10 protein-coding genes are annotated in these 16,257 nt (G+C 41.0%); 8 read left to right on the top strand and 2 right to left on the bottom strand.

The features are described 5' to 3' along the window. Positions 1-59: 59 nt before the first annotated feature. Complete coding sequence (locus Q1A31_RS16430; RefSeq protein WP_299879250.1) at positions 60-5,993, bottom strand: alpha-2-macroglobulin; 5,934 nt, start codon at positions 5,991-5,993, stop codon at positions 60-62. Between the two features lie 214 nt (positions 5,994-6,207). After that, positions 6,208-6,915: a GNAT family N-acetyltransferase gene (locus Q1A31_RS16425; protein ID WP_299879247.1), complete on the bottom strand. Its 708-nt coding sequence runs from the start codon at positions 6,913-6,915 to the stop codon at positions 6,208-6,210. Positions 6,916-7,058: 143 nt separating this feature from the next. Here Q1A31_RS16425 and Q1A31_RS16420 point away from each other — a divergent pair, with 143 nt between their 5' ends. From Q1A31_RS16420 to Q1A31_RS16385, 8 genes are all read left to right on the top strand, one after another. After that, positions 7,059-8,528, top strand: coding sequence for a PLP-dependent aminotransferase family protein (locus Q1A31_RS16420; protein ID WP_299879245.1), 1,470 nt, complete (start codon positions 7,059-7,061; stop codon positions 8,526-8,528). A 135-nt stretch (positions 8,529-8,663) separates the two neighbouring features. Then, complete coding sequence (locus Q1A31_RS16415) at positions 8,664-9,611, top strand: hypothetical protein (protein ID WP_299879242.1); 948 nt, start codon at positions 8,664-8,666, stop codon at positions 9,609-9,611. A 403-nt stretch (positions 9,612-10,014) separates the two neighbouring features. Further along, positions 10,015-11,367, top strand: a complete 1,353-nt coding sequence (locus tag Q1A31_RS16410; RefSeq protein WP_299879239.1) for a substrate-binding protein — start codon at positions 10,015-10,017, stop codon at positions 11,365-11,367. Positions 11,368-11,614: 247 nt separating this feature from the next. Next, positions 11,615-12,631 (top strand): branched-chain amino acid ABC transporter permease, encoded by a 1,017-nt coding sequence (locus Q1A31_RS16405; protein WP_299879236.1) that lies wholly within the window; start codon positions 11,615-11,617, stop codon positions 12,629-12,631. After that, positions 12,631-13,782 (top strand): branched-chain amino acid ABC transporter permease, encoded by a 1,152-nt coding sequence (locus Q1A31_RS16400; RefSeq protein WP_299879233.1) that lies wholly within the window; start codon positions 12,631-12,633, stop codon positions 13,780-13,782. The genes Q1A31_RS16405 and Q1A31_RS16400 overlap by 1 nt, the downstream gene beginning before the upstream one ends. Beyond that, entirely contained in the window at positions 13,779-14,540 is a 762-nt protein-coding gene (locus Q1A31_RS16395; RefSeq protein ID WP_299879230.1) for an ABC transporter ATP-binding protein, read from the top strand. The genes Q1A31_RS16400 and Q1A31_RS16395 overlap by 4 nt, the downstream gene beginning before the upstream one ends. After that, positions 14,533-15,309: an ABC transporter ATP-binding protein gene (locus tag Q1A31_RS16390; protein ID WP_299879227.1), complete on the top strand. Its 777-nt coding sequence runs from the start codon at positions 14,533-14,535 to the stop codon at positions 15,307-15,309. The genes Q1A31_RS16395 and Q1A31_RS16390 overlap by 8 nt, the downstream gene beginning before the upstream one ends. Before the next feature lie 15 nt (positions 15,310-15,324). Then, the gene (locus Q1A31_RS16385) at positions 15,325-16,152 is read left to right on the top strand and encodes a universal stress protein (protein ID WP_299879224.1); all 828 of its coding nucleotides are present in this window, start codon (positions 15,325-15,327) and stop codon (positions 16,150-16,152) included. Positions 16,153-16,257: the final 105 nt, after the last annotated feature.

Raw genomic sequence — 16,257 nt, 5'->3', positions numbered from 1 at the left:
CTTGGTGAGCCTAGAAAAGCCACCCCCCACCTTTGAGGCGTTTTTTTAACTCCTCATTTCTACTTGATAATATTAATAAAGCGACCTTTCTCAATGGCCTTTAAATTACCATCGTACATTGCTTCAACAGTTATCGCAGGTTGGTAATAACGCCCTTGATAGGAAGCATTCGCCAATAATTCAAAGTTTTTGACTTCACCTTTCTTTAATGAGAAATAGTAATAAATGCGATCATCACGCAAATCTCGATAATCATATTTACTCTTGGTCGCGGCTTGTTCTGATGCTGACAGTATTTCCATACCTGCTGCTACTGGAATCGTAAGTGCTATATTTTCAGCGTCATAATTACCGTTATTTTGAATGCTCACAGATAACTTCGCATCAGTGCCCTGAGCAACTTTCCAGTCGCTATCATCAGCAAGATCATTCCACAGCTTTTTGTTTTCAGCATCGCGCACGCTAAACTCAGTATCAATGGTTAAGCCTTTTGATTGACTGATTTCATCACCCGCTACAGGTACACCCTTAGTCACCAGATTCGCAAATAATCTCACTCCAGATGTATTTTCTACACTGATGTTAGAATCTGCTTTTACCAGCATGGTGCTGGATATAGGCTTGCTGCTATTGATGGTTTTTGGCGTGCCATCTTGCGACAGATTTGCAGTGAAACTACTGGTATCTCCGCCCAAATAACGGGAAACACCCATTAATGCCCAGGATATACCTTGAGTACTCTGGAATCCATCGCCACTCATTTGCTCTGCAATTTTTTCTAATAACTGATTCGCATCCTGCTTTTTGTTCAAGGCAACCAGATTATCTAACTGCAATCCAAGATCTCCCAGCGTCGAGCTGAATGTTTTATCAGGCGTAGTAACATTATTCACTGCAGTAGCATCGGAATCCATACCCTGAATCAATGCTGTTGCCGCCTCAGGTTGTGATGCCGTTTGGTATGCAGCTGCGAGTAACCAGCGACCTTTGGTGTTCAATCGACTGTTGTTTCCACCAGTTTCGGTACTCGCCGTATTAGCCGCTTCACGAAGACGATTCATCGCGCCTAATTGCGGTTGACCTGCTAACGCAAGTACATAAAGACGATAAGCTTGAGTATGAGAATATTGATTGCTCGCAACGATGTAGCCTTGCGCTGCTCCGACCTGATAATTCAGCCAGTTATTGAGTAGGTTCGCTGGCAATTTATAACCCAGTTTCTTTGCCTCTAATAAAAAGTGACCGGCATAAATACTTGCCCAATCGTTTTGATAATTACCGCCCGGCCAATAACTAAAATCACCGGTTCCGGTTTGGAAGCGTCTTAACTTATCAATCGCTTTTTGAACGTGTAGCTGAGTATCCTGCTTTTGCTTATCGGTTAAATCCATCACCTTCGACAAGAATAATTGTGGGAAAGCCGATGACGAGGTTTGTTCTAAACAACCATGTGGATACCGAATTAAGAAATTTAGTCTTTTCTCAATATTCAATGGTGGCACTGCTGATAACTCTAGTATCGATTGGTTAGTGCCTTCCAGACCAAAGGCCACTGCTTTGTTATCCCAGCTTTTACCCGGCTCGATGACCTGAGTAATGGTGCGTGTGGTTTCCTGATTGGCTCTGCGAATATCCAGATAAACTACTTTTTCAGATTTAAATTCACCATTACGTCCATCCTTATCAGAAGACGTTGAAGTGCTGTTGGCAGAAGCAGTCGCCGTAAAGCGTAAACGCGTCTTGCCGACTTTATTGGCCGTTTTAACTTTGATAAAGGCAATTTTCTCACCCATCTTGTTAAAGCTAATGTGTTGAGTGGGTTCTCCAATAACGTTGACTAAATCATCTGTTTCGACCGATACGGTCACATCTTTAATTCTGTCGTCCATCGAGAATAAAGTCACAGGAATAGACACTTCTTCCTGAGGTCCAAGCACACGAGGCAAACTGCTTTGCAACATTAACGGTTGACGCACAAAAATAGATTGCTGGGATTTACCGTAAGCTCCTTTTTCGCCCGCAACCAACATCACACGAACTGCGCCTAAGTAAGGAGGCAATTCTATTTCGTGTTTTCTGGTTTCGCCTTGAGCTAAAGTAAAGGGACCGAGGTATTTAACCACAGGTGGGAAGCGACGCTTCTTGCTATCGTCATCATCCGTTTCTTCATCATCGCCACCACCGAGTGCAAGCATGCGTTCTAACTTGCCACCATATGCACCGACAACATGATCAAACAAATCCCAGGTTTGAATGCCGAGTGCTTCTTTGCTGTAGAAATGACGATGTAAATTTGGCGTCTTAAATGAGGTTAAACCCAACAAGCCTTCATCAACAACTGCCAAGGTATAATTCATGCTTCTACCATTGCCTTCGCTAACCGTTAAGGTCTGCTTAGATTCTGGTTTCCATTCTTTTTCAGCCTGAATTTTAGGTAGTAGATAACTTTCAGCATCTTTTACATCTAATGGAATAATGCCATACAGGCGAATCGGCCTATCGTTAGATTTACCTTCATGAGGTTGTAATAGAGTGATGTGCACATAAGCGTTGGGTGCCATTTCTGCGGTAATAGGCACTTCAAACTGCAATCGCTTCTCGGAGCTATTGACGCCTGCAGCAGCTGCCGTTGATGCTTCTGTAAATTTGACCCAGCGCTGCTCCAGAATTCGGCTACCGGTTTCAATGCTCAGTAATGCTCTGCCTTGAGAGGTTGCAGGTAATTGAATTGTTGCAACATCGCCTACGCTGTAAGCGGTTTTATCAGAGAACAGATTTAACCGGCTAGCAGCACCACTACCTTCCTCTTGTGCGCGTCCTGCCCAACCCGGCCAATCGATATAAACTGTTTTACCCGTACAGTGTGTGCCTTCTAAATCACACGCTCGGATTAGATAACGGCCCCAACTAGGGTATTTAACTTCAAAGTTCCATTCGCCCACGCCATCTGTTGTGCTGACGATATCCTTTTGTAAAAGTCGTTGATAACGGCTATCTGCATACTCTGCGAGAGATTCGCTGGATTTATCCCACCACCACTTCCATTTGATTTTATACAGACTGACCTGGACTTTATTTAATGATACTTCTTCACCCTTAGCACTCAAACTGGCAATGCTTACCTTGTGTTTAACATCAGTGAGCAACATGCCACGTGTAGCATCTCCCTTAGGTAATTTGATACCAACGTAATTAGTGTATGGATGGTAGTCGATATTGCTGCGGCTAATACTGAATGCTCCACCTTCTTCAAACACTCTCGAAGTAAATTTAGCTTTGAGCATGCCAGCTGGCTTACCTTTCACTTTGAAGTCTTTGCTAAATTTTAAGTAGCCTTCATCATCTAAACGACCTTCTAAAAGCATTGTGTCCTGACTTCTTAATGAGCGTGCTGGATCATCAAACACATAGTCAGTGAATTTGCCGAATTGTGTTTTCTTTTGGGTGAATTTAACGGAGACATCTGCTTTCAGATTACTTGCTGTAGCGCCGTGTAACCATTGCGAAAATAACGTCCCTTCTGGTGTTCCTTCACTGCTGTAAATTACCTCGGCAGGTTTATCGCTGGCATTTTCCCCTTGCGCATTAAAGTTGAGTTCCAGCTTTAAGCGATTTGGACGGACAGTTTCGATCATCAAAGACTTGCTGAAAGAGCTTCCACCGACAAAGGCTTTTACCATCCAGTTTCCTGTTTGCGCCTTCTCTTCCGTTTTAAATTTAAACGCGTAAAAGCCACCGACCGAATCAACGCTGGTTTTTGTATCAACCACTCTGCCTCTAGGATCGATGAGCTTCATTGTTACTGGATGGCTGTCTGGAATCTTCTTGGCATCTTGTTCATTTAATGCCTGATTCTGCAGCACAAATGTCAAAAAGATATCATCACCGGGGCGCCACACACCACGCTCACCATAGATGAACCCTTTAATTCCTTTTTTGATTTTTTTGCCGCCAACATCAAAATGACTGATTGCCAAAGCTGTTTTTGTATTGAGTTTTAAATAAGCCGTATCTTCAAACTTTTTAGCAACTAATAGGAAAGGCGTTTCTGATAATTGCACTTTGGCAAAACCTTCTCCATCAGACGTTGCCTTTGAAAGTAACTGACCCTGATAATTCCTGATTTCAAACTCCGTACCCGTTAACGGTTTTGCCGTTCTGATATCGGTTGAAATAATACTTAAATCACCATTCGCTTCACGTTTCGTGATTAAGCCGATATTGCTCGCAATGAAGTTTTGACTAGCAGTTGTCTTGTCGCTGTTATATCGATAGTACGAATCGGTACAAGGATCGTTTCTGCTATCCCAGCCAGAATTGTCATTGTTATAACCTTCTACATAATCGCTGATTCCATCCCAGCCACTATTCTCTAACACACCATAATCTTCCATATCTTTAAGCGGTGCGTCTTTACTATCTGCCACTGGAGTATCTGCAGCACAACGATACGTTGAGTGACGACGTTTTATCGATAACGTAAGGCGAATCATTCCACCGGAGTATTTTTTCATTAACTCCGTTGCGTTAAAGGTATAGCGATTCCATTTATTTGGATCAGCAGATTTCAGTGGAATCACTTTACGCCAGAGATGACGACCGCTACGGCCTAACTCATTTGAACCCGATAAGTTTCCAACCTGCAGAAACTGCTTCATATTGTCTGAATAAATACGAAATGCGGTGACTTCTACCGCATTAACACCGACCGCTTCGAACGGGATTTCCAAGGTAGAATTTTCTGGAAGGATAGAGCCTTTGCTGACAAATTTAACTTTTGGCTTGGCATCATCAAAGGCTACTTTTTGTTCTATTTTCTTAGATAAAACTTTATTACCTTCTTTGGATTTAATGCCACCGTATAGTCTTACTAAAAAACTTCCTGCGAGATTTCGGTTTGGGTAGATATTGATTCGATTTCCATCAATGCTGACTTTGTATTTATTTTTTGCCAGTTCCACCAGCCCTTTCAGGTTTTGATTCGGGTCCAGGTCATCTGAAAAACGCACTTCTACAAAAGGAGAACTGTCTGCTTTGTGGATCACGGCGATTTTAGTGACTTCAAATTTATCAGATCCGGGAACCGTTATGCTTTTTCTACCCTTGGTTTTGATATCGATGGCTGAACCATCCCATGATAAATGCAAATCAGCATCAAAGGTCTCTTTGACGATATCTCTTACAACGAATTTATGGCTCTTACCATTGGTGTTGTGCGTCCACTCTATGGGCAATGTTTTGTCCTGAAATTTTGCAGAGACTACTTTTTCGACAAGTTTCGAGGGCACACGATCAGACACCAGTAATTGTCCTTCCAGCATCATTCCATTACTGACCGCTGGATCGGTTGTTAAACCTACAGTTTTGATTTCATATTCGAGAGGAATGACTTGAAACGTATATTGAAAAGGAGCCGCTTTATTAGGAATATCAAAAAGCCCAACGGGTTTAATGCTGACCTTGTAAACGGTGCTCGGTTTTAAATGCTCGAGAGGTTTCCACACTATGCTGGACTTACTGGCAAATACCGGCTTGCCTTTAACCTCGGGTGAGATGAACATGATCTTACTGGCGTCTTTTCCCACCATCGATTCATCAACAACATCACGATTAAAATCAATATGGATAGGAGTGTCACGCGAAACAATCCCCTGCGTGTGCCAGCCGCCAAGTTGCTCCCAGCTAAATGCAGATAAATCATCCTTTGTTTCTAACGGGGGTTCTGCTTCGGTAGTATCCTGAATAATTGCCGTTGCTTGATCAACGCTACTCGAAGGACTCGCTGCCTGACTATTATTGTCAGCAGTATTGCTTGCAGGCGCTGATTTCGAGGCAGTCTTCATGGCCTCTGTCTTGTTTGAATTGTCAGTACTGTTCGTATTACCTTTATCACCGCCGCATGCATTTAGCATAAGCGCAAAAATAATTGTTAGGGGTAGTGAGCGTTTTAGATCGCCAGCAAAACCTTTAAATAGCACTGATTTATCCCTCATAGAAAGTAAGCTAATTGATCAAACTATAACAGGTTAGTTCCACTGTTATGCGTAACTTTAGCAAATTTTATATGGAGATTTTGTGCAGTTCAAATGAGCATCGATGTCTAGCCAATCAATAAAAAAGTGCTTACAAAAAGTGCCTATAAGTAGGGGGGTGGCTTTTCCTTCTAACCAGCTAGTCTTTTCTAATGAATTAATCCCCTGAATTAAATCACGTTCTGAAACTTGCCAGGTTCGAGCGTTGCTTTCCGTTTTCATCAAAATTTTGTGGGTCTAACCAACTTTTGAACGCCGCTTCTAGTTTCGGCCATTCTTTATCCAGAATAGAAAACCAGGCAGTGTCACGATTTCTGCCTTTGTACATGGTCAGTTGACGGAAAACCCCTTCAAATTGAAAACCCAGTCGCAAAGCCGCGGCTCTTGATGGACCATTTAGTGAATCGCACTTCCACTCATAACGGCGATACCCCAATTCGTTGAATACACGTCGCATCATTAAATACATGGCTTCTGTAGAAATAGGCGTTTGTTGCATAAGTGGTGAAAAATGAATATGTCCTACTTCAATAACGCCATCTTTAGGGTTAATGCGCAAATAAGTCGCCACTCCAACGGCCTGATTTGTTTTTAAATCTATCACCGTATAAAACAGCGGATCATCTCCGAGGCTTGTTGCTTCTAACCACCTGACAAAGTCTGCTTTATTCTCGAAAGGTCCATAGGGTAGGTACGTCCAGTTGCTCTGATCCTGGTCTTTGCCATAGGCTTGATAAAGATCGTCTGCGTGTAATTGTATATCTATCGGTTCAAGCCGACAGTATTGCCCTACCATTTCAGAACGGGAGGGTAATTCGCAGCCGGTCCAATCTTGCATCGGAAAACCAATTGGCTGCCCCAGGCTGTTTTTATGTTCGCTCATTGATCTTTTCTCCGTGCTGATTGTTTTCGCTACTGATACTTAAATTTATAAAAACATCTTTTATTTATAGTCTATTATCGAAGAACATTGGTTTATTTAAAGCGCCAATTACATACAATATTTAGGAACCACTTCGACCAATAATGATTAAATTAAGCGGCCAAGGCTCTCTGTATAGACAACTCTATGAAAGCCTAAAAAATACAATTCTAGCTGGGGAATACAAAGCGGGTGAAAAGCTACCGTCTAGTCGTGAATTAGCCAAATCATTAAATGTTTCTCGTAATACGGTGATTAATTGTTATGAACAACTGTTAGCAGAAGGCTATATTGAGACACGGTTTGGCTCTGGCAGTTTTGTCGCGGATAATGATTTGAGCAAGCAACAACAGTTACCAAAACAACACTATCGACCGCCCAAACTCAGCGACTCAGCACAATATTCATTGAAACAATGGCAAGCTTATGACCTGAATCATCTTGATAGGGCTGCGCTTGATGTCAATTTTCAATATGGCCCCGTTGATATCAATGAGTACTTATTAAAAGACATCAATCAGATTTCTCGTCGCTTTAGCCAAACCTTGGACTCAAATTACCAAAGACCCGAAGGGCTTTTAAAATTGCGTGAAAGCATTGCACGCTATGCGCAACAAAACAGGGGATGCCAATGTAATGCCGATAATATTGTCATCACTAATGGGTCACAGCAGGCTTTGGATTTAATCGCACGCTTGTTGATTCAAAAAGGTGAAAAAGTCATTATCGAAGAACCGGGATATCGTGGCGCGGCACAGGCGTTTTCGAATGCCGGCGCAGAATTGATCAGATGCGATGTGGATATTGAAGGCATTGATCTTGATAAAATCGATCCAGACAATAAATCAAATTCGACAGGAAATAACAAGGTACGCCTGGTTTACACAACGCCCTCTCATCAATTTCCTACTGGCGCTGTTCTGCCATTATCGAGGCGTATTAAATTACTCGAATGGGCGAATGAAAATAATGCTTTTATCGTGGAAGATGATTATGACAGTGAATTTCGCTATCAAGGTCCTCCAATCGAGGCCATTCAGGGATTGGATCAATCGGGTCAGACTATTTATATAGGCACCTTCTCGAAAGTACTTTCGCCCGTTTTACGCATTGGCTATGTCATTTTACCGACGCCTTTGGTTGAGCCTTTTACCGCCTTAAAGTGGTGCAGCGATCGACACAGCCCATTGCTCAACCAGCAAATTCTTACAGAATTTATTAACTCTCCGCTATATGCACGACACTTAAAACGCATGCGTAAGATCTATTCCAGACGACGTGAAATTTTGATATCAAAGCTTGAAGAATATTTTGGTGATGAAATATCTGTTGAAGGAACCAATGCAGGTATTCATTTATTAGTTTGGTTCAAACAGCTTGATGCGGTCAAAGAAAAAGACTTTATTCAACTTGCAAAAAATAAATCCGTTGGCATCTATTCTGCGAATAAGCTTTACCAGAAACCGCCTAAAAACCTCGGTTTATTAATTGGTTATGGCAACTCGAGTTGTGACCAGATAGAGCTTGGAATAGAGCGATTAGCTGAGTGTTATTCATCAATTACTCGTGTTTAACTACTCATGAATATACTAAGACACCCCCTTACTTATAGGCACTTTTTTACAAGGTACTTATCCTGATTTCAATTTCCTGCCTCTAACAGTCAATAGTAAACGTATTGTTTAGAGTGTCTTACAGGAGGGTTATCCATGATACTCAGACCAGTTAGAGTCTACGTTTGTTATTTCTTGTTACTGTTAACCATTCTTAGTAGCAGCATTAGCAGTGCAAACGCTATTGCCAATTCAGAGTATCAATTAACTATTAAAGGTAGCTTAATAAACCTGAAATTTTCGCCAGAAATGTCAGATAAGCATCTTGCGCTGGATCAACAAACCATCGTTAACTGGATAGAAAAATCTGCAATCGCCGTTGCCGATTACTTTGAGCAGTTTCCCGTGAAAAATCTAAAAATTGCAATCACCCCGGGCTCTGGCTCAAGAATTGGTGGCAATGCTTATTACCGGGCTACTCCCTTAATCGTTTTAAGAATTCAACCTGACATCACAGAACAACAATTACAAAAGGATTGGGTATTGGTACATGAAATGGTTCATCTGGCATTTCCCCTGATGGAGGATGATCATGGCTGGGCTCAAGAAGGTCTTGCCACCTATGTTGAGCCCCTAGTTAGACTCAAAGCTGGCATAGTTAAAGAGAAAGATGTCTGGCTCTGGTTATTAAAAGGGACACCCAACGGCATTCCCAAAGAGGGCGACAGAGGATTAGACAACACCCGTAGCTGGGGAATGAAATACTGGGGTGGTGCCATATATTTTCTACTAGCCGATATTGAAATACGTGAACAGACCAATAATAAGTTAGGGCTGGAAGATGCGCTAAGGGCGATCAATCATTCTGGTGCAAGTATGGCTGCTGATGGAACATGGCCAATAAGCGAGGTATTTTCAATCGGAGATAAAGCTGTTGGCACTCAAACACTTATGAATTTATATAACAAAATGAAAAGCAAGGCTTTTGATCCTGAGCTTGAAAATATATGGAAAAAATTTGGGATTAGCTTAAAAAATGATCAAATTAAATTCGATCAATCCAAATCTTTAGCACGGCAAAAATTCATTTTTGGTGTGAAATAGTTTCAAAAAACACAAATAATCAGACTTATGTGAAATCCTCTAAGCCTTTGATAGCGCTTTCATAATTGATATTTCTCTAGTATTAAATTAAAGTTTTGAAAACCTTAATATTAAATTTACTAATATTAAGTTTTGAAATAATTTACATAAATTCTACCAATAGTCTTAGAAAAAACAAAAACATAGCTTATACTCGGCGATCTATTTTGACCAACATCATTGATGTACACACATGGTGCAATAGAAAAAACGACTGTTTAGGTTTAATCTTTATTGATGATAGCCTGTATTTAGAGCTCTCTTAAAGAGCCATTTTCTAGTAAATGTGCAAATTGCATTATTAGATCGCTAACAATAATAATATTTTTACCCGCAGTCTTGTTAAACCCCAAGGAGAGAAACAATGAAAAAAAATGAAAATACGCCACATCTAAACAGACGTGGTTTCCTCAAAGTTGCGAGTGCTACAGGTGTAGCTGCTTCTGCACCAATGATTTTTATGAAAGACGCGTACGCGGCAAAGGACTTTAGAAATGACCCTAAAGATTCTAAAACAGTAACATTAGGATTCAACGTACCACAGTCTGGTCCTTATGCCGATGAAGGTGCTGACGAATTACGCGCATACAAATTAGCTGTTAAGCATCTTAACGGCGAAGGCGATGGCGGAATGATGAAGACCATGAAGCCAAGCATGCTGAAAGGCAATGGTATTCTCGGTAAGAAAGTTGTCTTCTCAACAGGTGATACTCAAACTAAATCAGACGCTGCTCGCGCATCAGCTAAGCGTATGATCGAAAAAGATGGCGCTTTAATGATCACAGGTGGTTCTTCATCTGGTGTTGCAATAGCTGTACAGGGTCTATGTCAGGAAATGGGCACCATTTTCATGGCTGGTTTGACTCACTCAAATGACACAACGGGTAAAGACAGACGTCGTTACGGTTTCCGTCATTTCTTCAATACTGAAATGTCTGGTGCTGCACTTGGTCCTGTACTTGAGAAAGAGTATGGTACAGATCGTACTGCTTATCACCTAACGGCTGACTATACTTGGGGTTGGTCTCAAGAAGGTTCAATCAAGAAGTATACTGAGAAAATGGGTTGGAAAACCAAAGCAGCAGTTAAAACTCCTGTTGGCGCAGGTGACTTCTCACAATTTATTACACCGGTACTAAACTCTGGTGCTGACGTACTTGTTCTTAACCATTACGGTAAAGACATGGTTAATTCACTTACCCAGGCAGTACAGTTTGGTTTACGTGATAAGCAAGTTAATGGTAAAGATTTCCAGATAGTTGTTCCTTTATTCTCTCGTTTAATGGCACAGGGTGCTGGTGAAAATATCAAAGGTATCTTAGGTTCTACTAACTGGAACTGGGCACTTAAAGACGAAGGTTCAGCTGCATTTGTTAAGTCATTTGGCGCTGAGTATGGTCAACCACCATCAATGGCGGCGCATACCTGTTATGTTCAGACTCTTTTATATGCAAATGCATGTGAAATGGCTGGTACTTTCTATCCACCTGAAGTTATCAAAGCGCTTGAAGGCTTTAAGTTTGACGGAATGGGTAATGGTCCTACTGAATATCGTGCAGAAGATCATCAGTGTTTCAAAGATGTATTGGTTGTACGTGGTAATGAAAAACCAACTAGTCAATTCGATCTGCTTGAAGTTGTACAAGAAGTTCCTCGTGCACAGGTTGAATATCCACATGACATGCTTGGTGGCGAATTAGGTCCATACGAAGTATAAGTAGTCGTAAAATTAACCCCATTAGAATATTTCTGATGGGGTTTTAAATTTTAAAATACTGAATCGTTATAAATAATAGTTTCAATATTTATGAACGGTTACCTACACGCTTGAATCAAAAAATTTCATTTTTACTAATAATTTGAAATATACGCAAAGAGTGTTTATTTTTAAATGCTCGCTATCTTTTTATATAAATTCTAAATTGATTCAAATACTTTAGCTCACAAAAAGAGAAGATAAAATCATGGATGCGATTCTGATCCAACTACTCAATGGCCTTGATAAAGGTGCAGCTTATGCATTAATTGCATTAGGTCTGACTCTAGCATTTGGCACCTTGGGTATTGTTAACTTTGCACACGGTGCATTATTCATGCTCGGTGCTTTTTGCGCCGTCAGCTTTCAAAAAATTCTTACGATATCAAAAAAAGTAAAAGACGAAAGTATTACTTTTTTCGATGCGTATAAGGAGCAGCCCTATTTAGAAATATGGTGGGGTGACACAGGAACCGCGATCATTGATTATGCCGTGCCACTATCAATAATAATGGCAATTCCAGTGATGCTATTGATTGGTTTTATAATGGAACGTGGCCTAATCAGGCATTTTTACAAACGTTCACATGCAGAACAAATTCTCGTGACCTTTGGTTTGGCAATTATTATACAAGAGGTCATTCGTCATTTTTTTGGAGCAAATCCAATTCCAACACCTGCGCCAGATTTAGTTTCTGGTAGTGCCGCGGTTGGAGCATTCTTTGGACTCAACGAAAATTTAGTTTACCCATGGTGGCGATTAATATATTTAGTCTTCTCTGCAGCCATAATCCTTGCCGTATTTGCATTCTTGAAATTTACTACCTTCGGAATGGTAGTTAGGGCGGGTATGGCAGACCGTGAGACTGTCGGTTTATTGGGTATCAATATTCAAAAGCGCTTCACTATCGTATTCGCTATTGCTGCATTAGTAGCTGGTCTAGCAGGTGTTATGTATGCACCAATATTACCACCTGACTATCACATGGGCATGGACTTCTTAGTACTGTCCTTTGTTGTAGTGGTTGTTGGTGGCATGGGCTCTTTACCGGGCGCTGTCGCAGCTGGATTCTTATTGGGTGTTTTACAATCATTCGCTTCGATGACTGAAGTGTCATCGTTATTCCCTGGTATTGATCAAATTATTATTTACTTAGTGGCAGTAGTGATACTTCTAGTAAGACCGCGTGGATTAATGGGACGCGAAGGCGTATTTGAGGATTAATGATGAAAAATTTAATTAAAAGTAATACCGTCATCATGCTGATATTTGCAGCTGTTGTTTTAACTGCGCCAATGTGGACTGCGCCAATTGGTGCCAACTATCCTGACCTACTTCAGAAGTTTGCAATATTTGGAATATTTGCAGTTGGTTATAATATTCTATTTGGTCTAACGGGTTATTTATCCTTTGGTCATGCAGCCTTTTTAGGAATAGGTTCATATACAGCCGTTTGGTCTTTTAAATTACTAACGATGAATGTCGTGCCTGCAATAATTCTCGCAGTCATTGTGTCAGGCATATTCGCTTTGATTATTGGCTACTTGAGTCTGAGACGTTCTGGCATTTACTTCTCAATATTAACCTTAGCTTTTGCGCAAATGGCATATAGTCTTGCTTATTCTGTACTGACACCTATAACTAACGGTGAAACTGGTTTGCAGCTGGAACAACAAGACCCACGCGTGATAGATTCAATGTTTGGCGTTGTTGTAACGGATGGCCTCCCATCTACCAATTTATTCGGCACTTTGATGAGTGGGTATTCTGGTTTCTATGTTGCTGCAGCTTTTTTGATTTTCGCATTTTATATTTCATTAAAGATTTTTCGATCACCTTTTGGGATGAAGTTGTTAGCGATAAAGTCTAATCAAACCCGAATGAAATACACAGGCTTCAACACCAAACCTTACCTATTAACAGCTTTCATTATATCTGGTATGTACGCAGGTTTAGCTGGAGGACTTTTGGCGTCAATCGATCCACTGGCGGGTGCTGAAAGAATGCAATGGACAGCTTCTGGTGAAGTAGTGTTGATGACAATCATGGGTGGTGTTGGTACTTTAATCGGACCATTACTAGGCGCTGGAATCATTAAGTATCTTGAAAATATATTCTCTGCGTTAAATAAATCCGAATTAACAGAAATATTCAGCTTTATGCCAGAGTGGTTACAAACCATTGTAGTGAATATTTCGAATGTTTTTGTTGGAGAAGGCTGGCATTTGACACTAGGTGCATTATTCATGCTGATAGTTATATTCTTACCAGGTGGTGTTATGGAAGGTGTAACCAAAATTAAAGACTTTATTTTAGGTATTTTTGGAAAGGGCGAAGACAATAGAACTGCTGAAATCGAAGGAGAGGCAAAATGAGTAATATCCTTGAGATTAAAGGCGTAAATAAAACCTTTGGTGGCTTGCACGCTCTACAAGATGTGAATCTACAAATTGAGGAAGGTGAGACACACGCGATTATCGGCCCCAATGGTGCGGGTAAATCAACACTTCTTAACTGTTGTATTGGACGATTAATTCCAGATAACGGAAGTGTGACGTTCAATGGAAAGAATATGATTGGAATGGAAGCGCATGATATTAATCATGCAGGAATGGTTCGTGTATTCCAAACACCAGAAATCTTTCCTGAACTCACTCTTCTTGAGAACGTGATGATTCCAGCACTTGCAAAACGTGATGGAACATTCAAATTCAATCCATTTAAAAGTCTCCTTAAAGAAACTGCCATACATGAAGAGGCGATGGCAACACTAGCCGACTTTAATTTAGATAGATTTCATGACCATCACGCTGGCAGTATGTCTCGTGGTGACAAGCGTCGTCTTGAGCTTGCAATGGGATTGATTCAACACCCTACTTTACTGTTGTTAGATGAACCAACTGCAGGTATGGCGAGACACGATACTAACGCAACAATTGATCTACTCAAAAGCGGCAAGATGGGTGCGATGACTAAAGTTATTATCGAGCATGATATGCACGTTGTATTTAGCCTAGCAGATAGAATCAGTGTACTAGCCCGTGGACACATCATTGCCACTGGAACACCTGAAGATATTAAAAATGATCCAAAAGTAAAAGAAGCATATCTGGGAGAAACTGAAGATGAGTGATCGTATAATAGAAAATATTGAGGTCAAAGATAGAGTTGCCCCAGTCAATAGCAAAGGTTCTGATCCTGCTTTCTTCTCTTGCTGGGATATGCACTCATACTACGGTGAGAGTTATATTGTTCAAGGTGTAAATTTTGACATTCGTGAAGGCGAAGTTGTTGCACTTCTTGGTAGAAACGGTGCGGGCAAGACATCAACGCTACGTTCTATTGCACGTGTTGACGATCCTCAAGTAACTCACGGTGAAATTTGGCTAGACCATAAACCTTTGCATAAAATGTCTTCTTACGAAGCGGCTCAAAGTGGTGTTGCACTAGTACCAGAAGATCGCCGAATTATTGCCGGTTTAACCGTTCATGAGAATTTAGAGCTAGCACAAATTGCTCCACCTGTAGGCTGGAGCATAGAGCGACTTTACGAGCATTTTCCACGTCTTGCAGAACGTCGCAATCAAATGGGTACTACTCTATCGGGTGGTGAGCAGCAAATGCTTGCGGTTGCAAGAGCACTAGCTCGCGATATCAAATTATTACTGCTCGATGAGCCTTATGAAGGCTTAGCACCTGTTATCGTTCAGGAAATTGCTAGCATCGTTGATAGTATTAAAAAACAAGGTATTACAACCATTATCGTTGAACAAAATGCGGTTGCCGCTTTACGCTTAGCAGATCGCGCGTTAATTCTTGATATGGGTAATATCGTGTTTGACGGTACTGCTAAAGAAGTACTAGATAACGAAGAACTTCGTCATGAATACCTCGCGATATAGTTAGTAAAATTACATTTGAGCATTAAAGACATACTTGTTTTTCTCGATGATAGTGCCGGACACGAAGATCGAGTTAATGCTGCATTTGATATTTCCAAAGCACATGGGGCCCATTTAACAGGGGCCTCATTGGCTTCTATGAAGCCAATTCACGCAAAGTCCGATAATGAGGAAGTCCTCATGCGCATATCGGATAAACAAGCCCACAAAATAGCTGGTGAATTCGCCGAAAATGCTGAGACTGAAGGCATTAATGTCGAATCACTAGTGATTAACGGAGGCGCATCTAAAAGTGCCCTCAAGATGGCGCAATACGCTCGTAATGCAGACCTTGTAATACTCGGGCAACCTGACCCATCTAGAGACAATTTCTCAAGGCTAGAGGGCTTCTCTCAAGAAGTCATTCTTCGCAGCGGTCGGCCAATTTTGTTCATGCCATACATTGGCACTAGAAGAACAGGATTTAAAAAAGCGATGATTGCCTGGGATGGTACCCCAGCGGCAAGCCGTGCAGTCCATGATTCAATACCTTTATTAGCAAGAACCCAGGAAGTCTTTATTCTTATTGTTGAAAGTAAAAAGCAAAAAGAGCAAAAGAAAAATTTACTGGAAGATCGTTTAATTAGGCATTTATCGCATCATGAGATTAACGCAAAACTGCTGCGCGTCAATCCCGGCTCGAATAATGTACCCACAACAATTCTTAATAAAATTTCAGAATATGATATCGATTTATTGATTATTGGCGGTTACGGAACACCCACTTTAAAACAGAAAGTATTTGGCAGTGTCTCAGCGATATTACTTAAGTCTATGATCGTTCCCGTTTTGATGTCTCATTAAAAAAGTGCTTTAAAGTAAGGGGGGGGGGCAGGGCAAACGCATTAAAAATTGTTAATTTCAAATAACTTATGAGATATTCCTGATTTTTATATCAGGAGTATGTCA

It is taken from the genome of uncultured Cocleimonas sp. (assembly GCF_947495625.1).
GTDB lineage: Bacteria > Pseudomonadota > Gammaproteobacteria > Thiotrichales > Thiotrichaceae > Cocleimonas.
Note: the sequence above shows the minus strand (reverse complement) of the source record. Positions and strands in the feature narration are given on the sequence as shown.